This window comes from Amycolatopsis cihanbeyliensis (genome assembly GCF_006715045.1).
Lineage (GTDB): Bacteria > Actinomycetota > Actinomycetes > Mycobacteriales > Pseudonocardiaceae > Amycolatopsis > Amycolatopsis cihanbeyliensis.
On sequence record NZ_VFML01000001.1, the window covers coordinates 5877002 to 5897341 of the forward strand.

Below are 20340 nucleotides of genomic sequence, written 5' to 3' on the forward strand. Positions count from 1 at the left end.
AACGTAAGGAGCCGACCTGACTTGGAAAAGCTTCACGGTCCGCTGGGCGGACCCGGTCGTAACTGTCGCAGGGTCTCGACGAGGGTCTGCGCCCGGCGAGTCGGCCGGCTCGCCCGCGCGGTGACCACCCCGATCCGGATACTCGGGATGTCGTCCTCGATCTCCAGCGGATGCACCTCGCCGCCGTCGTAGGTGATCGGGGTGGCCACCCGCTGGTTCAGGATGGTGAAGCCCATCCCGGCGGCCACCAGCGCCCGCATGCCCTCGAAGCTGGTGGTCGGCACGATGCTCGGGATGCTGGGCAGTACCTCGCTCAGCAGGTTGCGCACGAACAGCCCGGGCTCCACCAGGTCGAGCAACACCAGCGGGCGACGGGCCAGGTCGGCCAGCGTGGCCGACTCCGCACCGGCCAGCGGATCGTCCGCGGCGACCAGGGCGTACGGCCGCAGCTCGGCGAGCGGTTCGAACTCGAGGTCGTCGCCGAGCCCGATGTCGTAGCTGAGGACCAGCTCGGAAAGGCCCTCGCGCAGGCTGTCGAACAGCTGATGGGTGTCGGCTTCCTGTACCCGCACGGTCAGTTCCGGGTGCTGCTCGCGCAGCCTGCGCAGGGCGGGTGGGATGAGAAAGGGCACCAGGGTCACGAAACAGCCGACATCCAGCGTCCCGCTGATCTCGTCCTGCAGTGTCCGGCTGTCGCCCACCAGGTCGTCCACCTGCCGCAGTACGGCGCGGGCGCTGGCCAGCAGCGGCCTGCCCGCCGAGGTGAGTGAGATACCCCGCGCGTGGTGCCGGACGAACAGCTGGCAGCCGAGCTGCCGCTCGAGCCGGATGATCGCCGAGGACAGCGCCGACTGGGTAGTGTGCAGGCGCTCCGCGGCGAGCGACATGGTGCCGGCTTCCGCGGCGGCGACGAAGTATTCGAGCTGGACGAGGCTGAAGGCGGGCCGGCCGGTCATGCGGCTACATTACGTTTCGCGATCTAGTTCAACAATAAGTACTTCTTGATTGCGGGTAGCGATACGGTCAAGATTTCCCCGATGAGCGTGAGCGTGCCGCGGATCGAGCTGCCGCAGGAGGGGAGCTCGAGCCTACGATCCGACTACGTGGCGGCGATGTCCCGGATGACCACCTCGGTCACCATCCTCGCGACGAACGGCCCCGCGGGCCGATTCGGACAGACGGTGAGCGCGGTCAGTTCGGTGTGTGCCGACCCACCCGTGCTGCTGGCCTGCCTGTACCAGCACACGCCGGTCAGCGACGCGGTCGCGGTCAACGGGTGCTTCGCGGTGAACGTGCTCGGCGAGGACAGGCGGGCGCTGGCCGACGACTTCGCGGGCCGCACCGAGTCCCGGTACCAGTTCGGCGGCGAGTGGCGCGCGCTGCGCACCGGCTCGCCCGTGCTGCCGGACGCCCCCGCGGTCTTCGACTGCGAGGTCAGCGAATCCACGGTGGTCGGTACGCATGTGGTGGTGTTCGGGCGGGTGGTCGCCGCCGTCGCGCCGGACGACCGCGACCTGCCCGACCTCACCTACCGCGCTCGTGCGTACGGGCCACGGCACGGTAAGTACCAGTAGCTACCTAGGCAAGGAGGGTCGCGTGAAGCGATGCCTGACCGACCGCCAGCGTGAGTTCGTGGACATGGCGGCGGGGCTCGCCGACCGGTTCGCCGAGCGGGCCGCCGAGCACGACCGGGACAACAGCTTTCCGTACGAGAACTACGAGGACATGCGCGAGGCCGGTTTCCTGCGGATCTCGCTGCCCGAGGAGCTCGGCGGTCTGGGTGGCGGCATGGCCGACATCCTGCCCGCGATCGAGCGACTGGCGATGGGGGACGGGGCAACCGCGCTCGCGGTGAACATGCACATCTCCCCGCTGGGCCAGTGGTCCTCGGTCTGGCGGCGTACCGGGGACGAGCGGCTGGCGAAGTTCCTCCGGCTCGCGGCCGAGGACAAGCTCGTCTGGGCCGCGGTGACCAGTGAGATCGGTACCCCGAACCTGATGACCGACGCGCGGACCACGGCGAGCAGGGTGGAAGGTGGCTACCTGCTGAACGGCAGGAAGAACTTCGGCACCAACACCTCGGTCGCCACGCACTGCTCCACCACGGCACGCTACGAGGACCCGGAGCTCGGCCCGCGGCTGATGCTGTTCCGGGTGGCGCTGGACGACCCGGCGGTGACCATCCACCAGACCTGGGACATGATGGGCATGCGGGCTACCCAGAGCAACGACGTGGAGTACAAGGACCTTTTCGTTCCGGACGAGTCGCTGGTGCACAGCCTTCCGGTGGGGTACCTGGACGCTCGCGTGATGGAGACCGTGTTCGCCTGGGCCATGCCCGCCTTCGGGGCTGTCTACAGTGGAGTCGCCGCGGGCGCGCTGGACTGGGCGAAGCGGCAGGTCATCCGGCGCGGGCTCGCCACCTCCACGCGGGTGCAGGACACCGTGGCCGAGTGCGAGATCCTGCTGGAGAGCTCGCGTTCGGTGCTGTACCGGCACGCGGACGAGTTCGGCTCCCGCCGCGCGCTCGAGGAGTTGACCGTCCAAGAAGGACTGTCCAGGTGCGCGCTGGTGAAGTACGTCTGCACCAACAACGCCACCGAGATCTTCAGCAAGCTCGTGGACGCCGTCGGTGGGGCGTCCTATGTCCGTAAGCTGCCGTTCGAACGGATGTGGCGGGACGTGCAGGCGGGCCTGTTCATGCCGTTCGCCAACTACGCCGCGAAGGAACTGATCGGCGCGACCGCGCTCGACGTCGAGCTGGCACCGTCGACCTGACCAGGGAAGGAAACCCGAATGTCGGTAGCGGACACCTATCGTGACACCGGCCGCGGAGCCTTGCGGGTGCTGTTCTGCATCGGGGTGCGGGACGCCTTCTTCGCCGCCGAGGCGCAGGAGCGCAAGGCGGTGTTCACCGCGATCAACGAGGCGTTCGCCGACCTGCACGGCCGGTTCGGGGTGCGGGTACTGGGCACGATGGACGACGACGAGCTGGTCGTCGGGCCCGCCGACGGCTACCCGTGGACCGCGTACATCCTGGCCGACGTCCCGGACTACGAGCTGGTGACCAGGGTCTGCGACATCGTGCGCAGCACCGAGGTCGGCACGGCGAAGCTGTGGAAGTACCTCAAGATCGAGGCCCGGATCGGCAGGCCGCTGTTCTTCGGGAACGAGTGACCATGCCGGGGCGGGACCGGGTCGCGCTGGTCACCGGGGCGGCTCGCGGCCTCGGTGCCGCGATCGCGCGGGAACTGCACGCGGGCGGCACGCGCGTCGCGGTGCTCGACCTGGACGAGGCGGGCGCGGTGAGGCTGGCCGAGGAGCTGGATCCGGAGTCCGGTACGGCGGTGCCGCTGGCCGCGGACGTGAACGACGCGGCGGGCGTGGACGCGGCGCTGACCGAGCTCGAGACGCGCTGGCACGCGCCGGACATCCTGGTGAACAACGCGGCGCGGACCGCGACGGGGTCGGTGTGGGACATCGAGCTCGAGGAGTGGGACGCGGTGCTCGGCACCAACCTGCGCAGCGTGCTGATCGCCACCCGGCGTTGCGCGCCCGCGATGCGGGAGCGGGGGTGGGGTCGGATCGTGAACATGGCCTCGCTCGCCGGGCAGCAGGGCGGGTTGGTCGCCGGGGCGCACTACGCCGCGGCCAAGGCCGGGGTACTGGTGCTGACCAAGATCTTCGCGCGGGATCTCGCCGCCTCCGGGGTGACGGTGAACGCGGTGGCCCCGGCCGCCGTGCGCACGCCGGTGATGGACGATATGGACGAGGCCGAGCTGGAACGTGCGGCGGCCACGATCCCGGTCGGCAGGCTGGGCACGGCCGGGGAGGTGGCCGCGCTGGTCGCGCACCTGTGCGCCGAGCGGTCCGGCTACCTGACCGGTACCACGGTGGACATCAACGGCGGAGTGTTCATGCGCTGAACGCCGGTGTCAGCTCGCGGCGTCGAGCAGCGCGACCACCTCGTCGTCGCTGGTCTGCCGGAAGTCGCGGTACCACTGGCCGACCGCCATGAAGTTCTCCGGCTCCGTAAGGCAGACGACCTCGTCGGCATCGCCGCGCAGGTGCTCCGGCGCCCCGGGGGCGCAGACCGGGGCGGCGAACACCAGCCGGCGCGGCCCGGCGGCGTGCAGCGCACGAAGGGCGGCGGTCGCGGTGACTCCGGTGGCGAGGCCGTCGTCCACCACGATCACGTCCCGGCCCTGCCGGTGCCACGGCTGCCTGCCACGCTGGTAACGCTCGACCCTGCGGCGTGCCTCGGCTCGTTCCTCGGCACAGGACTCCGCCAGTTCGCCCTCGGTGAGCCCGAGCTTGCGCAGCGCCTCGGGGTCGAAGTACGCGGGCCCGGACGCGGTCACCGCGCCCACCCCGAACTCCGGCCGACCCGGCGCCCCGATCTTCCTGGCCACCGCCACGTCCAGGGCCGCGCCCAGCTCCGCCGCGATCACGGCGGCGACCGGTACCCCACCCCTGGCCAGGCCGAGCACCAGCGGGTCGGTCCAGGAACGCTCGGCCAGCAGTGCGGCGAGGCGACGTCCGGCCTGGTGCCGGTCGGCGAACGTGCCGTGGCTTGCTGCGGTACGTGACATGAGCGCCTCCTACCCTGCGAGGTACCCACCGCCGGCGAGCGGCAATCCTCCCGTACAGGGTAGTGGCAGCGTAGTATCAGGCCAGGCGCAGCAGCCCGTCGTGCACGCGTTTGAGCAGCTCCAGCGGCGGGCGCCCGTTGGCCATCGGCGCGTTCTCGTGGATCATCAGCAGCCCCATGTCGATGGCGTCGCTGATCAGGATCCTGGCGACGCCGAGTGGGGCCTTGATCCGGGCGGCGATCTCCGCGACGGACTGCGGGTGCTGGGACAGGGTGCAGATCGTCCGGTGGTCGGCGGTCATCGGCTGGTGCATCGCGCGCGGCGACTCGTGCAGCCTGGTGGAGGACACCATCGTCTCCAGCCGCAGGTCATAGGTGGCTTTCGCGCGGCCACCGGTGCGCACGTACGGGCGGGCGCGGATGAAGTCGTGGTCCTCCTCGACCTCCTCCGGCTCGGGTGCTTGACTGTCCACATCAGACTCCGGCCACGGGGGAGGGGGACTCGGGATCCGTTGTTCGGCGGGTGCGGTGGCGGTCGCGGTCCGGGCGCCCGGGCCGCGCTCGGTTTCCGATTCGTCGGACTCGTCCTCGGGGTCGCGCGGCTGGAAGTCGTGCTCTGCCCACTGCTGGTAGTCGCCCCAGCCGTCGAAGGAGAGCGGTCGGAAGAGCGCGTTCTTCCGCTTGTGCGTGCTCATGCGTGCTCCGGAGGTGACACTCTTGTTATCCGCCCCTCACCGGTGTACCGCCTCACCGTCCGTATCTGCCCGACTGGCGCGACGGTATGTGTCCCCGGTCCTGATCACAAGGGCCAGTCCGGCTAATTATGAGCGGATCTACCGGTCTTCCCGATTAATCGGGCTGATCAGGTGACTCGCGGTGTCACTCCGGCCGCTATCAGCGACAGTGGAAATTTTTGACCATGACGATTGGCTGGTGGAAAATTGTGAACCTGCCGGGAAGGGCGTTGTCGATCACGTTGCTTCCCCGGTGCGGGTCGGCTAACTTGAGCGCGCCGTGGTGCACGGGAAGCCGGTGAGACACCGGCGCGGCCCTCGCCACTGTGATCGAGAAGTCGTCGCTCGGCCCGCTGTTCGCGGGACCCACTGGGCAGCTGTGACCCGGGAAGGGGAGCGGTGACGCCGACTCGTCAGCCAGGAGACCGGCCACGGCAGCACGGACATGTCATCCACGAGGTGCTGGAGGCCGACCGAATGAGCCGCTTCATACCCGCGACCAGGGCCGGGAGACCGGGGATCGCCGCGGTACTGGCCGCGCTGCTCGTGCTCACCGGGTGCGCGACCACCGGGAGCGAAGGAGGCGTTGCGGACGGCCGGGCGTTGACGATCACCACCAGCTTCGAGATCTCCGATCTGGACCCGCTGGACAACGGCTTCTGGGGCAACGAGTTCGGCTACTCCGAGCTGCTCCTGCGGCCCACCTTCGACGGCAAGCCGGACCCGTGGCTGGCCACCGACCTGCGCAACACCTCGCCCACCACCTGGGAACTCGCCCTGAACGAGGGCATCACCTTCCAGAACGGCACCGAACTGGACGCCGAGGCGCTGGTCGCCTGCCTGCGCTACCAGCTGCGGGAGGATCCCTCGGTGCGAGCCGCGCTGCCCGGGGCGACGGTGTCGGCCACCGGCCCGCTCCAGGTGTCGATCACCACGACCGAGCCGGTCCCGAACATGCCGAACATCCTCGCCGAGGAGTCCATGTTCAAGGTGTACGACCAGGCCGCCTACGACCGGGCCAAGGGCGACCCGGCGGCGCTGCTCGAGGCCGAGCTCTACACCGGCCCGTACGTCGTGCGCAGTCTGGACAGCGAGATTATGAAGCTGGAGCCGAACCCCGATTACTGGGACGGCCGGCCCGCGCTGGATGACTACTCGATCCGCTTCATCGAGGACGCGCAGGCCCGCCTGCTCGCGGTGCGTAACGGTGAGGCCGATCTGGCGCTCTACCCGCCGACGGCGATGGGCAAGACCCTGGAGGGCAGCACCGACGCCTTCTATCTCACCAGCACCCCGCGCAGCCCGACCTTCGCGCTGTACTTCAACCAGCGCCGGGCACCCTTCGACGATCGGGCCGTGCGCAAGGCCGTGCAGCAGGCGGTGGACTACCGGCAGATCGCCGACGAGGTGATGAACGGGCTGTACGAGCCGGCCACCGGCATCTACGGCGACAGCATGCCGTATGCGGTGCGGACCCAACAGACCGACCTGGCGGCGGCCAGGGCCGTGCTGGACGAGGCGGGCTGGGTCGCCGGGCCGGACGGCGTCCGGGTCAAGGACGGTGAGCCGCTGACCTTCGAGGTGGTCACCTACCCGCAGCAGCCGGACTCGGAGGCCCTCGCGGTCGCGATGCAGTCCCAGCTGAAGGCCGTCGGCGTCGAGGTCACCGTACGCTCGGTGCCGGACATCACCGCCACGTTGAACGAGACCGACGGCTGGCAGGCGGGCATCTCCGGCGCCCAGATGGTGTCCTTCTCCGGGGACCCGATCATCCGGTTGCGGGACTACTACCTGACGGACTCGCTGAAGAACCGCGGTGGGATCGCCGATCCCGAGCTGGACGCGATGATCGGGGAGCTCAGCGTGGAGCTCGACGAGCAGCGGCGGCACGAGTTGCTGCGCTCGATCCAGCGCCGGATCGGCGAGCGGGCCCACGTGGTCTACCTCGGGATGCGGCTGCCGAATGCGGTGGGCGGGCCGCGGATGAAGGACTACGAGCCCAACCCGATGCTGCTCTGGGTGGACGCGCGCACGGCACCCACCGGCTGATGCTGGCCTCGTTCGCGAGCCGGACGGCGCAGGCACTGGTCACGCTGTTCGGCGGGAGCGTCGCGATCTGGCTGCTGCTGAACGTGGCTCCCGGTGACCCGGCGATGCATGTGCTGGCCGCACGTGGCCGCACCGATCCCGATCCCGCGCTGATCGAGGCCACCCGTGCCGAACTCGGGGTGGACGAACCGTTGCCTGCCCGGTTCGCGCGGTGGCTGCTCGGGGCGGTGCGGGGGGACCTCGGTGTCTCCTGGCGCACCGGGCGCCCGGTCGCCGAGGAGTTCGCCGCCCGGCTGCCGTCCACCCTGCTGCTCACCGGCGTGGCGCTGGTGTTCGCCATCGGGATCGCGCTGGTGCTCGGCCTGGTCGCCGCGGCGGCTCCACGCCGGTGGCCGGACGCGATGAGCAGGACCGTCGCGCTGGCCATGGTGGCGGTGCCCGGGTTCCTGGTCGGCGTGCTGCTGCTGGACGTGGTGGTGGTCCAGCTCGGGATGGGCAGGGTGATCAGCGACGGCACCCTGGCCACGGTCGGGCTGCCCGCGTTCACCTTGGCCCTGATCTCGGCGGGCTCCTGGTCGCGGGTGCTGCGCGCGAGCGTGCTGGAGGCCAGGGCCGCGCCGCATCTGGACGTGAGCGCCGCTCGCGGCGCCGGGCCGCTCCGCCAGCTACTCGTGCACCTGCTGCCGAACTCGCTGCCACCGTTCCTCACCGTCGTGGGAGTGAGCGCCGCGTATTTCCTCGGCGGGACGCCGATCGTGGAAGCCGTGTTCACCTGGCCGGGACTCGGCAGCTACGTGATCGAGTCGATTCACGCGCGGGACATGCCGGCGGTCGCCGGGTTCGCGCTGCTCGCGGTGGCCGCCTTCGTGCTGGTCAGCCTGGTGGTGGATCTGCTGCTGCGGGCGCTGGACCCGCGGCTGCGCGGCACCGGGAGGCGCCGATGAGCGTGCCGGGTACGATCGCCAGGATCGCCGGCCTCGGTCCGGCACCGCGGCCGGTCGGGGTGCCGCAGGGCCTGGGGCGCAGGTTGCTGGCGCATCGCGCGTTCCAGGTCGGACTCGGGTGCCTGGCGGCGGTCGTCCTGCTCGCGGCGGCCGGCCCGCTGCTGGCGCGGGACCCGGCCGCCACCGACTACGCCAACCAGCTCGCGGCGCCGAGCTGGGAACACTGGCTCGGTACCGACCACGCCGGCCGGGACTCCTTCGCCCGCACCGTGGCCGGGGCGTACAACTCCCTCGGCGCGGCGCTGCTGGTGTTCACCATCAGCACCCTGGTCGGCCTGCTGCTGGGCGCGGCGGCCGGGTTGCTCGGCGGGGTGTTCGACCTGGTGCTCAACCGATTTGTCGACATTCTGCTCGGCCTGCCCTCGCTGGTGCTCAGCCTGGCCGTGATCGGCGCGCTCGGACCGGGGTTCGGCACGCTGATCCTGGCCATGTGCCTCACCGAGTGGGCTCGGCTGGCGAAGCTGGCCCGTGCGCACACGCTCGGCAGTGCCCAGCGCCCGGAGGTGATCGCGGCCAGGATGGCGGGCGCCGGGCCGCTGCGGGCCGCCGTGGGCCATGTGCTGCCGGGGACAGTGGTGCAAGTGCTGATCGCGGCCACGCTGAACCTCGGGGAGATCGTGCTGTTCCTGGCGAGCCTGTCCTTCCTCGGCCTCGGCGCGCAGCCGCCTGCCGCGGAATGGGGGAACATGATCGCGGAGAGCAGGGCGAGCTACGCGGTGGCGCCCTGGCTGCTGATCGGGCCCGGTCTCGGCATCGTGCTGTGCATCGCGGGCGCCACGCTGATCAGCGATGCGTTGCGGGACTGCACCGATCCGGCGGGGCGGCTATGAAGGCGGCGCTGGAGATTCGCGGGCTGTCGGTGCGGTACGCGGCCGGTACCACCGCGCTGCACGAGGTGGACCTGCGGGTGGAGCAGGGTGAGTGCGTGGGCCTGGTCGGCGAGTCCGGCTGCGGCAAGACCACCCTTGTCCGTGCCGTGCTGGGCCTGTTGCCGCCGGGGACGGGGATCTCGGGAGTGGTGTCGGTGGCCGGGCGGGATGTGCTCGGCGCCCCGCGGGCGGAGCTGCGTGCCCTGCGCGGGCGGGTCCTCGGCTATGTCGGGCAGGATCCGTACTCCGCCTGCGATCCACTTCGGACGGTCGGGCACCATGTCGCGGAGGCATGGCTCGCGCACCGCATGCGGCCGGGCCGAGCCGAGGTGGCCGAGCGGCTCGGGGCGCTGGGCATCCCGGACCCCGCGGAGCGGGCGGGGTACCACCCGCACCAGTTCTCCGGCGGCATGCTGCAACGGGCCACGGTCGCCGCGGCCACCGCGCACTCACCGCCGCTCACCATCGCCGACGAACCGACCAGCGCGCTGGACGCGATGCTGGCCAGGGACGCGCTCCGCACGCTGCGCCGGGCCAGCCGCTCCCTACTGCTGGTCAGCCATGACCTGCGGCTGGTGGCCGAGTACGCCGACCGGGTGGTGGTGCTGCACGAGGGGGTACTGGCGGAGGAGGGCACCGCCGACCGCGTGCTGGCCGTCCCGTGCAGCTCACCGGCCCGCAGGCTGGTGGCCGCGGCACCCACGGAAGCCCCCGAGGCCCCCGAGCCGGTCGACCGGCCCGCCGAGCCGGCCGGGTCCGGTGAGCCGGGCGCGGGCGAGCCGGTCGTGGTGTCCGTGCGGGACGTGCGCAGGTACTACGGCCACGGTGGGGCGCGGGTGCGCGCGGTGGACGGCGTCTCGGCCGAGATCGCGGCCGGGCAGGTCCTCGGCGTTGTCGGTCCTTCCGGGGCGGGCAAGTCCACCCTGCTGCGGCTGCTCGGCGGGATGGAGCGGCCGGACAGCGGCAGCGTGCGGTTCGCGGGCATCGAGGCATGGCCGCGCAGGCGGTCCCGGCCGGTGCTGCCCCGGCCCGGTTATGTGATGCCGGTGTTCCAGGACCCCAGGGGCAGCCTGGACCGGCGCTGGTCGCTGTGGCGTTCGATCACCGAGCCACTGGTGCTCGCCCGCGGCCCGCTGCCGGCCGCCGAGCGCAAGCGCAGGGCCCGGCAGGCCCTCGAGCCGGTGGGGCTGGACGGGCTGGACGTGACCGCGCTGCCGGGGCAGCTCTCGCTCGGGCAGGCGCAGCGGGTGGCGCTGGTGCGCGCGTTGATCGCCGAGCCCGCGCTGATCGTCGCCGACGAGCCGACCGCGAGCCTGGACAGCACCACCGCCGCGGAGATCGCGGCACTGCTGCGGGAGGCGGCGGACAACGGGATCGCGCTCGCCGTGGTCAGCCACGATCTCGCCCGGCTGGCGACCTATGTGGACAGAACGCTGGAGCTTTAGGCGCTGATCGGGATCGTGCAGCCCACCGTGGCGAACCCGTCGGCTCCGGGTTCCCGCGCGGACTGCTCGGCCACCACCTCGCCGTTCACCGTGATCCCGCAGTGCACCTGGCCGGGGGAGGCGCTGCGGGCGTACACCGCGATGCCCAGCTCGCCGAGCCGGTCGCGCTCCTCGGTGAACTCGTACTCGAAGGGCTCGCCCCGCAACTCGACCTGGGTCTGGGTCCCCGCCCTGGCGACCCGCATCACGGTGTCGTCCGGTCCGGAGACGGTGACGTGGATGGTGTGTGGCCCCGGCACCGCCTGCGGGTCCGGCGCGGGCGGTGGTGGTCCCTGGGGCGCCTGGCTGGAGGCGCAGCCGAAGACCACCGCCGCCGCGACGGCGATCAGGAGTGCCAACCGGGTCATGATGCGCTCCCTCCGATCGTCCGCCAACCGGATTGTCGCATCCAGGAGCCGTTCGGTTACCCGCCGACGTGGTGAAAGTCAGCTCTCCAGCGCGAAGGTCACCAGCAGGTGCACCTTGTAGCCGCTGACGCCGCCGTTCTCGCCGATCTGGACTTCCTGCTCCTTCACCCATGCGGATTTCAAGCCACGCAAGGTCTCCGCGGCTCGCTGCACGCCGACCTTGATGGCGTCCTCGAAGCTCTGCTCGGAGACCGCGCTGATCTCGGTTACCCGTGCCACCGAAGCCATTCTCGCTCCTTGCCGGTCGGTTCCATTGCCGGGTAGGGGGTACCTCAATTTCCGCCTCGGCAAACCGGCGAGCGTCACAGCGCGATGATGGTGAACAGTTCCGAGGACGCCGAGGTGTAGATGGTGGTCTCCGGGTGGTACACGCGGACGGTCACCGTGGTGGCGATCTTCAGGTTGAAGCTGAAGGTGCCACTCGGCCGGCACGGCGCGGAGCGCAGGTCCACCCAGAGGCCGGTGGAGAGCTGCTGTTGCAGGTGGACCTTGGTCACCCCGCCGGTGAGTGCGTCCGTGGCGAGGTCGCCCTTCGCGAGGTCGAAGCGGCCGTCGACCTTGACCTTGCCGTTGGCCTTGACCGTCTTCTTGTCGACCTTCGCCTTGACCTTCACCTTCTGCTTGGGGGTGAACTGGGTGACCTGCTGGGTCGGTGCGGCGGAACCGGCGGGCGCTGCCGTGGCCGGTGTGGCCGTGAGGAGGGCGCACCCGATCGCTGTCGCGACGAGTGCCGTGAACGTGCGGAACTTTGGGGTTCGGGCTGCTGTGTCCATCGTCTCAGTGCAGCACCAGGTGTGGTCGGCGAACACCGTTCACCGCCCGAACCGGTGATGGCAACTCGCCTATCCGGATGTCACTCGACAGTGTCGGCGGCACGCAGGTCCGGGGTCATCGCGGCCGCGGAGGTGGGGTGCTCGCCCGCCTCGACGTCCGCGGCGAGGGAGCGGGCCCAGCGGCACAGACCGGCGACGTCGATGCCGTGCGGTGCCTCGCTCGCGAACGGCTCGATGTTGTCCGCGCTTCTGCGCAGCAGCGAGGCGGCGCCGGTGGTGTTGCCGCGCGCCGCGTGTGTGACGCCGACGGCCAGTTGGGCCAGGCCTCGCCACAGGCCCTCCTCCCGCTTCGGCCCCGACTTCCACGCGTCCTCGAACACCTCGTGCGCGTGGAAGGGCTTGCCCTCGCCCAGCAGGCGCTGCGCCTCGGCCACGGTCTCCGCGGGGGAGCGTTCGATCCCCTCCGGTTGCCGCTCGACCCCCGCGGCATCGTAGGGCAACGGCCTGCCGAGCCCGTCCCGCGGCCGGGCGTTGCGCGCGCGCCCTTCCTCGTCTCGATCCCGTTTCCTAGGCACGGCTTCGATCCTCCCATGTTGCCGGGGGTGTTCGGCGGCCTCACCCGATAGTGGAGTATGTGCCCGAACCCGATCGGCCCGACCCTGGGAGATGACGTGAGGCGTCCCCTCGCCGCTGTACTCGGCGTGACCATGCTCGGCGCCGCCGCCTGTACCGGCGTGTCCGAGCCGGCAGCGGAGCGGAACGAGCCGCCCGGGCAGGCCGCCACGACCACCACCGGTCCCGCCGATTCCTTCACCGTGCTGGCCACCGGCGACGTGCTGATCCACCCGGCGTTGACCGAGCAGGCCGAGCGGGACGCCGAGGCCGGGCTCGAGCGCGACTACCGGCCGCTGTTCGGGGGTGTGCGGCCGGTGGTGTCCGCCGCCGACCTGGCGATCTGTCATCTCGAGGTGCCGCTGGCCGAGGACGGCGGGGAGTTCAGCGGCTACCCGTCCTTCAACGCGCCGCCGGAGCTGGCCGGTGCGCTCGCCGACACCGGCTACGACTCCTGCTCGACGGCCTCCAACCACACCCTGGACCAGGGCGCGGACGGGGTGCGGCGCACGCTGGACACGCTGGACGAGGCGGGTATCCGGCACACCGGCTCCGCGCGTACCGAGCAGGAGGCGGACACCCCGTTGGTGCTCGACGTGAACGGGGTCACGGTGGGGCAGGTGTCCTTCACCTTCGGCTTCAACGGCTACGAGCTGCCGGAGGGCAAGCCGTGGATGGCGAACCGGCTGGACGCCGAGGAGGTGATCGCCGCGGCCGAGGCGACCCGCGCGGCCGGCGCCGAGGTGGTGATCGCCAGCCTGCACTGGGGAACCGAGTACCGGCACGCGCCGACCGCCGAGCAGCGGCGGCTCGCCGAGCGGTTGCTGGGCGAGGACTCGATCGACCTGATCCTCGGCCACCACGCGCATGTGGTGCAGCCGATCGAGCGGATCGACGGCGAGTGGGTCGCCTACGGGCTCGGTAACCACGTGGCCAGGCATGCCGAACCGAGGGGCGTCTCCGAGGAGGGCATCGCGGCGAGTTTCCGGTTCACCAGGGAAGCCGGCGGCTGGCGGGTGGAGCAAGCCGAGTACGTGCCGACCCTGATCGAGCTCGGGCCGCCGATCCGGCTGGTCGACCTGGGCAGGGCGGGGCCGAGCGAGCGGAACACCGAGGCGTTGGACCGGATCGACGAGGTGGTGCTCAGCCGTGGCGGCGCTGAGGACGGCCTCACCCGCCCCGGATCCTAACCAATCCCTGAACGTGGCTTTCAGGACGTCAGACGTCCCAAAAGTGCCGTTCGCGACGCTGAGCGTCTCGAACGCCACGTTCAGGGTCTTGCTGGCGGGTGGGGGCTCGCTGGGTGTGGAAGTGCCGCTACAGGCGCAGGTCGTAGACCATCAGCGGCCTGCCGGGGCCGTTGATCCGCCGCCCGCTCACCACCGCGATGCCCGCCCGTTCCAACTGCTTGACCATCCGGCGCGCGGTGCGCTCGTGCACCCCGAAGGCGGTGGCCACGTCCTGGGCGGTCAGCCCACGGCCACCGCGGGTGTCCAGCAGCGAGCGGATGGTGAGCAGCGTGTTCTTGCTGACCCCCGCCCTGCTGGCAAGCTGCTGCAGGTCGGGGGCGGTGCCGGGTGCGGCGTCCTCCGCGCCGGTCTCCAGCACCCGCGGTGCCTCGTTCGGCAGGGCGAGCGCGGCGATGAACCCGCCCGCCTCGCGGGCCCTGCCGAAGGCGGTGTTCGCGAGCGCCTCCCCCTCGGCCGCGGTCCGGCCGATCCCGATCCCGATGTGGACCTCGGTCAGGTGGCCCGCCAGCTCGGTGAGCATCGGCAGGCCGGTGAAACCCCTGGTGACCGCCCAGAGTGGTCCCCGCGTGGTGACGAAGGCGAGCCGGCCGTCGGCGAGTGCCGTGGTGCTGGCACCGAGCTCGCCGAGCAGCCGGGCCAGCGTGCTGCCCGGGTCCTGGAGCCGGGCGAAGCCGACGGCCACCTGCGCGTCGGAGTACCGATGGCTCTGTGTCTTCAGCAGCAGCGAGCCCACGGCGTGGCGGGTGTCCTTGCGGGAGGGCACCATCCGCACGGCGTGGGTCTCCTGGCTGAGTACGGCGAAGGCCGAGCCGAGGCAGGTCAGTGCCACGGTGTCCGGGCCGAACCGGTGCCGCGCGTTGCGGTGGAAGTCGATCAACCGCTCGGCCGTCTGCCCGTTGCGGTAGGCGAGTACCGCGATCCGGGTGTCGCCGAGGCCCGCGGCCGCCAGCGTCTCCCGGACATCGTCGGTGTCCAGGGTGTCCACGCTGAGCGAGCGCACCGAGAGCCCCTCGTTCAGCAGCCGGACCACGACACTGAGCAGGGTCACCCCGCTGTAGCAGACGTGCTCGGCCGGATGGTCCACGACTCGCGCCAGTTCGGCGAGGGTGCGCGGCACGATCCCGGTGAACAGCCAGCAGTCGACCTCGTCGTGGTGCCTGCGCACGAGGGAGCTCGTCTCGTTCTCGTGCTGGTAGGGGACGCGTACCACCGGGCAGCGCCCGGCCTGCTCGGTCACCGGGGCGATCTGCTCGACGAGGTCGCCCGGTCCCACCACGCCCACGGTCGGCCGGGTCATCGCGTCCGCCCCGAGTTGTCGAACATCCTTGCAGTCTAGGGGCGCATACCCCGTGTTGTTCCGGTCGCCGTACCCGTGTCCTGGGCCGACCGGGGTACAGCGGATGAAGAGGCCATGGCCGCGTTCCCCGCCGGCCCGGACGGCGTCGGCGTGGCCCGCGCTTTCCGCACCGGGAAGGTCGTCACCAGGGATCGGATCATCGCCCAATACCGGAACCGACGAGATCAAGTCCAAACCGGACAGACAGAGGTCGCAGGGGCGGAAGTGCCGCCACACACATGCGGCGTCGGCAGACCGCCCTGGCCGGGAGGCCTGGCAGGTGTCGTGTGGGGCTCAGGAGGCAGTTGACAGCTCGTTTCTCGGGAGTTCCAGCCGGTGACACCCGCCTGGTGAGCCGGCGAACGCGCACCGCCGGTCCCGCACGAAACGGTGAGACTAAGGTACGGATACCATCCGCTGCGTTCCAGCTTCGAGGGGTCTTTGGGTGAACGACGACGAGGTGACCGTGGTCGAGCTGCTGGAGCGCGAAGGGTGGGACGAGCGCGTTCCGCCCCGGCCGGGCTCCCGGCTTCGCGTGCTCGCGGTGATGGGCGCGGTGGTGTTCGGCTGTGGCGTGGCCGCGGCCGTGGTCAGTACGCTGCCCGGCGATCGCGAGCAGAGCCAGGGGCTCGACGAACCGTCCATCATCCGTTTCCCGGAGCGCACGGCGATCACGATGGGCCCGGACGAGGAGGAGTCCGAGCAAGGCGGGCCCGCGGAGCCGACGGGGACCAGCTCCGGCTCCGGGCAAGCTTCCGACTCGGCGGAACCGGCCACCGCCGCGAACTCGACCGGGGCCGCCGCGAGCTCGACCGGGGCGAGCCCGACGGATCCCGACCCGACCTCCGGACAACCGAGCACCACGGCCCGCAGCGATACTCCCGACCCCCCGCCGCCTGACCCGTCCCCACCCGAGCAGACCACCACGACCACGGAGTCCGAGGAACCCTGCTTCATCTGGATCTTCTGCTGACCGGTCAGCCGGGCTGGAGGCCGGGCAGGCCGTCGGCCACGTGGAAGCGTTTGACGACGGAAAGCTCGACCTGGGCCGGGTCGCGGACCAGGACCGAGGAGACACCCATGAACTCGGCGGTGAGCTGGTCCGGGGTGACCCTGGCACGCACGTAACCGCGCTGGTGGCCGATGTAGCGCAGATGCGGGTTCTCGTCCAGGTTGTCCGGCGGCGTGGTGCTGCCGCGCGAGGTGATCGAGGTGGTCACCAGCTCGGTGCCGACCACGGGCGAGTCGTGATCGTGGTAGTTCAGTCGCAGGTCGCTGGCCCAGTGGCGGTGCACGTCACCGGTCAGCACCACGGGGTTACGCACCTTCCGGTCGATCCACCCCCGCACGATGCGTTCCCGGTTGGCCGGGTAACCGTCCCAGGCGTCCTCGCTCACGTCGCAGGTGCTTGCCCGCCCGTCGCCGTCCCGCTGGGCGAAGAACACCTGCTGGCCGAGGAAGTCCCAGCCGGAGTCACGCGCCGTCAGTGAGTCCAGCAGCCACTTCTCCTGCGCGTCCCCGATGAGTGTGCGGTCGGTGCGGCGCAGCTCGCCGCAGTTGGTGTTGTTGTTGTTCGGCGCCTGCTTCCACCGGTACTGCCGGGTGTCCAGCATGTGGAAGCGGGCCAGCGTGCCCCAGGTGATCGTGCGGTACAGCGGGATCGCCGAGTTCTCCGGTTTCATCGAGCGCGGCAGCGGCATGTTCTCCCAGAATGCCTGGAAGGCGGGTTGCTTGCGCTCGGGCTGGTCGAAGTTCACGCCCCACCAGTTGTTCTCCAGCTCGTGGTCGTCGAAGACCGGCAACCACGGTGCCGCCGCGTGCGCCGCCTTGAGGTCCGGGTCGAGCCTGTGCTGCGCGTACCGCAGGCGATGCTCGACCAGGCGGTTGACCTCGTCGAACTCGACGTAGCCGCGAACGAGGTTGCCGCGCCCCGAGTTGTTCTCGTACATGTAGTCGCCGAGGAACAGCACGAGGTCCGGTTCGTCCTCGGCGATGAACCGGTGCGCGTGATACCAGCCTTCCTCGAAATGCTGGCAGGACGCGAAGGCGAAGGTCAGCGAGCCGGGCGCGGAGCCGGCGGCGGGTGCGGTGCGGGTGCGGCCGACCGGGGAAATGTGCTCGCCGGCCTTGAACCGGTAGAAGTACTCGGTACCGGGGGACAATCCCCGCGGTTCCGCGTGGATGCTGTGCCCCTCACCGGGAACCGCGACCGCGTTGCCGGAGGCCGCGATGTTCGCGAACTTCTCGTCGGTGGCGAGCTGCCACTCCACCAGGATGTTCTTGTCGCCCATCCCGCCGTCGAGGTCCAGCGGCGCGGTCGCCAGCCTGGTCCACAACACCAGTCGGTCCGGGCGCGGATCGCCGGAGGCGACGCCGAGGTGGAACGGGTAGCGCAGCGCGGCGGTTCCCGCGCCCGCCGCGGACAGCCCCGGCACGGCCAGCGTCCCGCCCGCGGCGATCCCGGTCGCCAGGAACAGTCTCCGATGCACGTCAGGCATGGAAGCCCCTCTACGCGTAGTCGGTGGTCGGGCTGCCACAGGTGGATTCCAGGATCTGCCGCTGCCCGAACTCGCCGAGGCAGGCCCGGTAGGTCACCCAGTCGCCTTCCGGGAACTCCAGGTTCGCCGTCACCACGCTGCCGTTGCCGCTGTGGTTCCACACGTGGTGCGGGCCGGAACCGTCCGGCAGCCAGTACAGCAGCACCGCCGAATGGCCGTCTCCCCGCTGGTCGTAGACCTTGAACACCTCGCCGTAGGACTGGAAGGTCACCTTCCCCGCGCAGGCGCTGTCGCTGGTGCACCGGGAGCTGTCCGCGGCGGCTGGTGGGGCGGCGGCCACGGTGAGCGCGGTCGCCATGGCGGCGCCGCTGGCGACGAGTGGGAACCTGCGCAGTCTCGACATAATGCCTCCGCCGTCGGGTTCGGCACCGATTTTCTTACCCGCCAAGCCTTGCGTGAAGGGGGAACGGGAATTGCCCGCGACCTGAAATAAAGCCAAACTCGGGGTCGGTCTCGGAGCTGCCGTCGCCGTGGCCGGTGCCGCGCGCTCCTTCTTCTTCCGGTTTCGCCTGGGTGGCTCCCGGGTATACCCGAGCATTATTCTTGCCAACGGGTTTCGCGTGGCAGACGGAGCGACCTCTGCGGACTACTGGAGCGGACGATGTTCAGCCAGCACGATCGGCAGCAGTTGAGGAAGATCGAGCAGTGGTTCGAGGAGTCCGACCCCGAACTCGCCAAGGCGTTGCAGGAAGGGGCGCCGCCGCGACGCTACGGCAGGATGGTGCGGACCGCCGTGTACCTGCTGGCCGGCTTCCTGGTCGTGTTCGGTCTGGTCAGCATGATCTTCCCGCTGGTGTTCCTCGGCGCCATCGTGGCCGGTGTCACGGCCTGCACGCACCTGCTCGGCCTCGACCAGCCGGGCGGATCGTGAGCGGGCCGTCCGAACGCCCACGATCCGCCCGGAACCGTCACAGGGTGTCGAAGGGGACGGTGAGGCAGGCGATACGGTCGCCGGCCTTGCCCGCCTCGCCGGGGGCGGTCGCGGTGGACTCCTGCGCGTGCACCACCACCGAGGCGGGAACCCGCTCGGCGAAGGTGAACGGCACCTCGGCGGTGGTTTCGCCTTCGCCCTCCTCGCCGGTGCGCAGGTCCAGCCAGATCTCGTTGTCCGGATTCGCGTAAGCGGGGTCGTGCGTGCCGCTGTCCGGGTTCTGGTTCTTCTGGAAGTGCGGCCCGGCAGCCTCGCCGTTCGGCCCGCAGGGGTCGGTGTGCACGTGGACGGCGTAGCCGCGGTTCGGCAGCAGGCCGTTCACCTCGAAGGTGACCCTGGTGGCCTGATCCAGCTTCTCGGCATCGACGGTGAGTTCGGCCCCGGCCGGGGCCAGCTGCTGGTTGTAGGTGTAGGCAGCGTCGGCCGACTTCGGCGGTGCCAGCCTGCCACTGCGTTCCAGCCCCGGTTGGTCCTGGTTCTCGGTGGTCCCGGTGGTGTTCGGGGCGGTGGTCTCGCCGCCGGCGGACCCGATGGACTCGGGGTCATCTCCCCCACAGGCGGCGGCCATCAGGCCGGCGGCCGCGACCGCGGCCACGAGGCGTAGCCGAGCATGCGTGTGTCGTGCCATTGTCATGAGGTCAGTATTCCCGCCCTTCCGATCGTTCAATCAGTGACCAACCCGTCACGCCGGGTTCTCCCCGCCGCGGAGGACCGCGACCGGGCAGTTCGCGTGGTGCAACACCGCATGGCTGACCGAGCCGAGCAGTGCGCGCCGGACCGTGCCCCGGCCGTGGCTGCCGACCGCGAGCAGTCTCGCGTCCTCGGCGTGTTCCAGCAGGGTGCGGGCGGGCCGGTCGGCGACGAGCTCCCAGTCCACCTTGACCTCCGGGTACCGGTGCTGCCAGCCGCCCAGGTATTCCTCCGCCATCGACCGCAACTCGTCCGGCTCGAGCGCGCGCACCCTGCCCGTGTCGTGCACCGCCAGCGGCAGATCGGACCAGGCGTGCACGGCGGTGATCGGGCAGCCGTGCCGGGCGGCGAACTCGAAGGCGAACCCGATCGCCCGCTCGCTGGTCGGCGAGCCGTCCACCCCGACGACCACCGGCTGGTCGCCGAGGCGTTCCTCGCCCCGTACCACCACGACCGGCCGAGTGACCGCGTGTGCCACCTCGGCCGCGGTGGAACCGAGCAGCGTACGCGGGATCGCGCTGAGCCCGCAGGCGCCGAGCACCAGCAGCTCCGCGTCCAGTTCCTCGCCCAGCTCCGCGAGCGTCGGCGCGGCCGGACCGTCCCGGAAGGTCGTGCCCACCTCGACATCCGGTACCTGCTGCCGGATGTCGCCTGCCAGCGCGTCCAGCGCGCCCGCGGTCGCCCGGCGGATCGGTTCCTCGGCAAGTGGTTCCGCCGGTACCCACCGGAAGGTCGTCGCCGGTGGTTGCCAGTTGAACGCCTGCGCGATCATCAGCCGCCCGCCGCGATCACCTGCCTCCCGCGCTGCCCAGGAGACGGCCCGGCGGGCGCCAGCCGAACCGTCGAAACCCGCGAGGACGGTCCGCTCGGTAGCCGACACCGCACTGCCCTCCTTTCGGACGCTGTCTCGCTCGGCTCCCGGGATGCCCGTTCCGGCCGGTACCTACACCTCGGAGCGCTGCCGGACAATCCTGGTACGTCCCGCGGCGGCATCCGGTTCACCTCCCATTGTCCACAGCGGACGGTTCGGC

The 20340-nt window shown here is 70.8% G+C and carries 23 protein-coding genes and 1 riboswitch; of the genes, 11 read left to right on the top strand and 12 right to left on the bottom strand.

Translation table 11 applies throughout. The features are described 5' to 3' along the window. Positions 1 to 32: 32 nt before the first annotated feature. A complete protein-coding gene (locus tag FB471_RS26820; RefSeq protein WP_142001091.1) occupies positions 33 to 956 on the bottom strand; it encodes a LysR family transcriptional regulator in 924 nt (307 codons plus the stop codon). An 81-nt stretch (positions 957 to 1037) separates the two neighbouring features. On the opposite strand from FB471_RS26820, the gene FB471_RS26825 reads away from it, so the two are divergent. From FB471_RS26825 to FB471_RS26840, 4 genes are read left to right on the top strand one after another with little or no spacing between them, the layout of a single operon-like run. Then, positions 1038 to 1574 carry a flavin reductase family protein gene (locus FB471_RS26825; RefSeq protein ID WP_142001092.1) on the top strand — a complete coding sequence of 179 codons (537 nt, stop codon included), beginning with the start codon at positions 1038 to 1040 and terminating at the stop codon, positions 1572 to 1574. Positions 1575 to 1596: 22 nt separating this feature from the next. Further along, on the top strand, positions 1597 to 2778 hold the full coding sequence (locus FB471_RS26830) for an acyl-CoA dehydrogenase family protein (protein WP_142001093.1): 1182 nt from the start codon (positions 1597 to 1599) through the stop codon (positions 2776 to 2778). A gap of 18 nt (positions 2779 to 2796) precedes the next feature. Then, positions 2797 to 3177, top strand: a complete 381-nt coding sequence (locus FB471_RS26835) for a hypothetical protein (RefSeq protein ID WP_142001094.1) — start codon at positions 2797 to 2799, stop codon at positions 3175 to 3177. Positions 3178 to 3179: 2 nt separating this feature from the next. Continuing rightward, positions 3180 to 3926 (top strand): SDR family NAD(P)-dependent oxidoreductase, encoded by a 747-nt coding sequence (locus FB471_RS26840; RefSeq protein WP_142001095.1) that lies wholly within the window; start codon positions 3180 to 3182, stop codon positions 3924 to 3926. Between the two features lie 9 nt (positions 3927 to 3935). Here FB471_RS26840 and FB471_RS26845 read toward each other — a convergent pair whose 3' ends face one another. Together FB471_RS26845 and FB471_RS26850 are read right to left on the bottom strand one after the other, a co-directional pair. Beyond that, positions 3936 to 4592, bottom strand: a complete 657-nt coding sequence (locus FB471_RS26845; RefSeq protein ID WP_142001096.1) for a phosphoribosyltransferase — start codon at positions 4590 to 4592, stop codon at positions 3936 to 3938. Between the two features lie 76 nt (positions 4593 to 4668). Continuing rightward, a complete protein-coding gene (locus tag FB471_RS26850; protein ID WP_142001097.1) occupies positions 4669 to 5286 on the bottom strand; it encodes a DUF742 domain-containing protein in 618 nt (205 codons plus the stop codon). A 304-nt stretch (positions 5287 to 5590) separates the two neighbouring features. Continuing rightward, a riboswitch (cobalamin riboswitch) is annotated at positions 5591 to 5773 on the top strand. Between the two features lie 29 nt (positions 5774 to 5802). On the opposite strand from FB471_RS26850, the gene FB471_RS26855 reads away from it, so the two are divergent. From FB471_RS26855 to FB471_RS26870, 4 genes are read left to right on the top strand one after another with little or no spacing between them, the layout of a single operon-like run. Further along, on the top strand, positions 5803 to 7374 hold the full coding sequence (locus FB471_RS26855) for an ABC transporter substrate-binding protein (RefSeq protein ID WP_142001098.1): 1572 nt from the start codon (positions 5803 to 5805) through the stop codon (positions 7372 to 7374). Beyond that, positions 7374 to 8318, top strand: a complete 945-nt coding sequence (locus FB471_RS26860) for an ABC transporter permease (RefSeq protein ID WP_142001099.1) — start codon at positions 7374 to 7376, stop codon at positions 8316 to 8318. Before FB471_RS26855 ends, FB471_RS26860 begins: the two co-directional genes overlap by 1 nt. Next, positions 8315 to 9208 (top strand): ABC transporter permease, encoded by an 894-nt coding sequence (locus FB471_RS26865; protein WP_142001100.1) that lies wholly within the window; start codon positions 8315 to 8317, stop codon positions 9206 to 9208. The genes FB471_RS26860 and FB471_RS26865 overlap by 4 nt, the downstream gene beginning before the upstream one ends. Continuing rightward, the gene (locus FB471_RS26870) at positions 9205 to 10692 is read left to right on the top strand and encodes an ABC transporter ATP-binding protein (RefSeq protein ID WP_142001101.1); all 1488 of its coding nucleotides are present in this window, start codon (positions 9205 to 9207) and stop codon (positions 10690 to 10692) included. Before FB471_RS26865 ends, FB471_RS26870 begins: the two co-directional genes overlap by 4 nt. Here the strand turns inward: FB471_RS26870 and FB471_RS26875 are convergent. The 4 genes from FB471_RS26875 to FB471_RS26890 all read right to left on the bottom strand — a co-directional run bounded on the left by FB471_RS26875 (position 10689) and on the right by FB471_RS26890 (position 12507). Continuing rightward, the gene (locus tag FB471_RS26875) at positions 10689 to 11099 is read right to left on the bottom strand and encodes a hypothetical protein (protein WP_142001102.1); all 411 of its coding nucleotides are present in this window, start codon (positions 11097 to 11099) and stop codon (positions 10689 to 10691) included. The two genes, FB471_RS26870 and FB471_RS26875, sit on opposite strands and share 4 nt — an antisense overlap. Before the next feature lie 78 nt (positions 11100 to 11177). Continuing rightward, entirely contained in the window at positions 11178 to 11387 is a 210-nt protein-coding gene (locus FB471_RS26880) for a dodecin family protein (protein WP_142001103.1), read from the bottom strand. 74 nt (positions 11388 to 11461) lie between these two features. Then, positions 11462 to 11932, bottom strand: coding sequence for a hypothetical protein (locus tag FB471_RS26885; RefSeq protein WP_142001104.1), 471 nt, complete (start codon positions 11930 to 11932; stop codon positions 11462 to 11464). 80 nt (positions 11933 to 12012) lie between these two features. Continuing rightward, entirely contained in the window at positions 12013 to 12507 is a 495-nt protein-coding gene (locus FB471_RS26890; protein WP_211358153.1) for a DUF309 domain-containing protein, read from the bottom strand. A gap of 132 nt (positions 12508 to 12639) precedes the next feature. On the opposite strand from FB471_RS26890, the gene FB471_RS26895 reads away from it, so the two are divergent. Next, on the top strand, positions 12640 to 13734 hold the full coding sequence (locus tag FB471_RS26895) for a CapA family protein (protein ID WP_425457113.1): 1095 nt from the start codon (positions 12640 to 12642) through the stop codon (positions 13732 to 13734). Positions 13735 to 13861: 127 nt separating this feature from the next. Here the strand turns inward: FB471_RS26895 and FB471_RS26900 are convergent, their stop codons facing one another. Continuing rightward, positions 13862 to 15091: an HTH domain-containing protein gene (locus FB471_RS26900; protein ID WP_142001106.1), complete on the bottom strand. Its 1230-nt coding sequence runs from the start codon at positions 15089 to 15091 to the stop codon at positions 13862 to 13864. Positions 15092 to 15575: 484 nt separating this feature from the next. Between FB471_RS26900 and FB471_RS26905 the strand changes: the two genes are divergently transcribed. Then, positions 15576 to 16103 (top strand): hypothetical protein, encoded by a 528-nt coding sequence (locus FB471_RS26905; RefSeq protein ID WP_142001107.1) that lies wholly within the window; start codon positions 15576 to 15578, stop codon positions 16101 to 16103. A gap of 4 nt (positions 16104 to 16107) precedes the next feature. Here the strand turns inward: FB471_RS26905 and FB471_RS26910 are convergent, their stop codons facing one another. Together FB471_RS26910 and FB471_RS26915 are read right to left on the bottom strand one after the other, a co-directional pair. Beyond that, complete coding sequence (locus FB471_RS26910; RefSeq protein ID WP_142001108.1) at positions 16108 to 17628, bottom strand: alkaline phosphatase D family protein; 1521 nt, start codon at positions 17626 to 17628, stop codon at positions 16108 to 16110. 10 nt (positions 17629 to 17638) lie between these two features. Further along, on the bottom strand, positions 17639 to 18031 hold the full coding sequence (locus FB471_RS26915; protein WP_142001109.1) for a hypothetical protein: 393 nt from the start codon (positions 18029 to 18031) through the stop codon (positions 17639 to 17641). A gap of 258 nt (positions 18032 to 18289) precedes the next feature. On the opposite strand from FB471_RS26915, the gene FB471_RS26920 reads away from it, so the two are divergent. Further along, positions 18290 to 18559 (top strand): DUF3040 domain-containing protein, encoded by a 270-nt coding sequence (locus tag FB471_RS26920; protein WP_142001110.1) that lies wholly within the window; start codon positions 18290 to 18292, stop codon positions 18557 to 18559. A 37-nt stretch (positions 18560 to 18596) separates the two neighbouring features. Here the strand turns inward: FB471_RS26920 and FB471_RS26925 are convergent, their stop codons facing one another. Both FB471_RS26925 and FB471_RS26930 read right to left on the bottom strand, forming a co-directional pair. Next, on the bottom strand, positions 18597 to 19253 hold the full coding sequence (locus FB471_RS26925; protein WP_246076610.1) for a superoxide dismutase family protein: 657 nt from the start codon (positions 19251 to 19253) through the stop codon (positions 18597 to 18599). A 48-nt stretch (positions 19254 to 19301) separates the two neighbouring features. Further along, positions 19302 to 20189, bottom strand: coding sequence for a universal stress protein (locus FB471_RS26930; RefSeq protein ID WP_246076611.1), 888 nt, complete (start codon positions 20187 to 20189; stop codon positions 19302 to 19304). Positions 20190 to 20340: the final 151 nt, after the last annotated feature.

Excerpts from the sequence above, each read along its gene's own strand:
- FB471_RS26820 (WP_142001091.1), bottom strand. The coding sequence starts at position 956 with ATGACCGGCCGGCCCGCCTTCAGCCTCGTCCAGCTCGAATACTTCGTC.
- FB471_RS26825 (WP_142001092.1), top strand. The coding sequence starts at position 1,038 with ATGAGCGTGAGCGTGCCGCGGATCGAGCTGCCGCAGGAGGGGAGCTCG.
- FB471_RS26835 (WP_142001094.1), top strand. The coding sequence starts at position 2,797 with ATGTCGGTAGCGGACACCTATCGTGACACCGGCCGCGGAGCCTTGCGG.
- FB471_RS26840 (WP_142001095.1), top strand. The coding sequence starts at position 3,180 with ATGCCGGGGCGGGACCGGGTCGCGCTGGTCACCGGGGCGGCTCGCGGC.
- FB471_RS26845 (WP_142001096.1), bottom strand. The coding sequence starts at position 4,592 with ATGTCACGTACCGCAGCAAGCCACGGCACGTTCGCCGACCGGCACCAG.
- FB471_RS26850 (WP_142001097.1), bottom strand. The coding sequence starts at position 5,286 with ATGAGCACGCACAAGCGGAAGAACGCGCTCTTCCGACCGCTCTCCTTC.
- FB471_RS26855 (WP_142001098.1), top strand. The coding sequence starts at position 5,803 with ATGAGCCGCTTCATACCCGCGACCAGGGCCGGGAGACCGGGGATCGCC.
- FB471_RS26860 (WP_142001099.1), top strand. The coding sequence starts at position 7,374 with ATGCTGGCCTCGTTCGCGAGCCGGACGGCGCAGGCACTGGTCACGCTG.
- FB471_RS26865 (WP_142001100.1), top strand. The coding sequence starts at position 8,315 with ATGAGCGTGCCGGGTACGATCGCCAGGATCGCCGGCCTCGGTCCGGCA.
- FB471_RS26870 (WP_142001101.1), top strand. The coding sequence starts at position 9,205 with ATGAAGGCGGCGCTGGAGATTCGCGGGCTGTCGGTGCGGTACGCGGCC.
- FB471_RS26875 (WP_142001102.1), bottom strand. The coding sequence starts at position 11,099 with ATGACCCGGTTGGCACTCCTGATCGCCGTCGCGGCGGCGGTGGTCTTC.
- FB471_RS26880 (WP_142001103.1), bottom strand. The coding sequence starts at position 11,387 with ATGGCTTCGGTGGCACGGGTAACCGAGATCAGCGCGGTCTCCGAGCAG.
- FB471_RS26885 (WP_142001104.1), bottom strand. The coding sequence starts at position 11,932 with ATGGACACAGCAGCCCGAACCCCAAAGTTCCGCACGTTCACGGCACTC.
- FB471_RS26895 (WP_425457113.1), top strand. The coding sequence starts at position 12,640 with ATGCTCGGCGCCGCCGCCTGTACCGGCGTGTCCGAGCCGGCAGCGGAG.
- FB471_RS26900 (WP_142001106.1), bottom strand. The coding sequence starts at position 15,091 with ATGACCCGGCCGACCGTGGGCGTGGTGGGACCGGGCGACCTCGTCGAG.
- FB471_RS26910 (WP_142001108.1), bottom strand. The coding sequence starts at position 17,628 with ATGCCTGACGTGCATCGGAGACTGTTCCTGGCGACCGGGATCGCCGCG.
- FB471_RS26915 (WP_142001109.1), bottom strand. The coding sequence starts at position 18,031 with ATGTCGAGACTGCGCAGGTTCCCACTCGTCGCCAGCGGCGCCGCCATG.
- FB471_RS26920 (WP_142001110.1), top strand. The coding sequence starts at position 18,290 with ATGTTCAGCCAGCACGATCGGCAGCAGTTGAGGAAGATCGAGCAGTGG.
- FB471_RS26925 (WP_246076610.1), bottom strand. The coding sequence starts at position 19,253 with ATGACAATGGCACGACACACGCATGCTCGGCTACGCCTCGTGGCCGCG.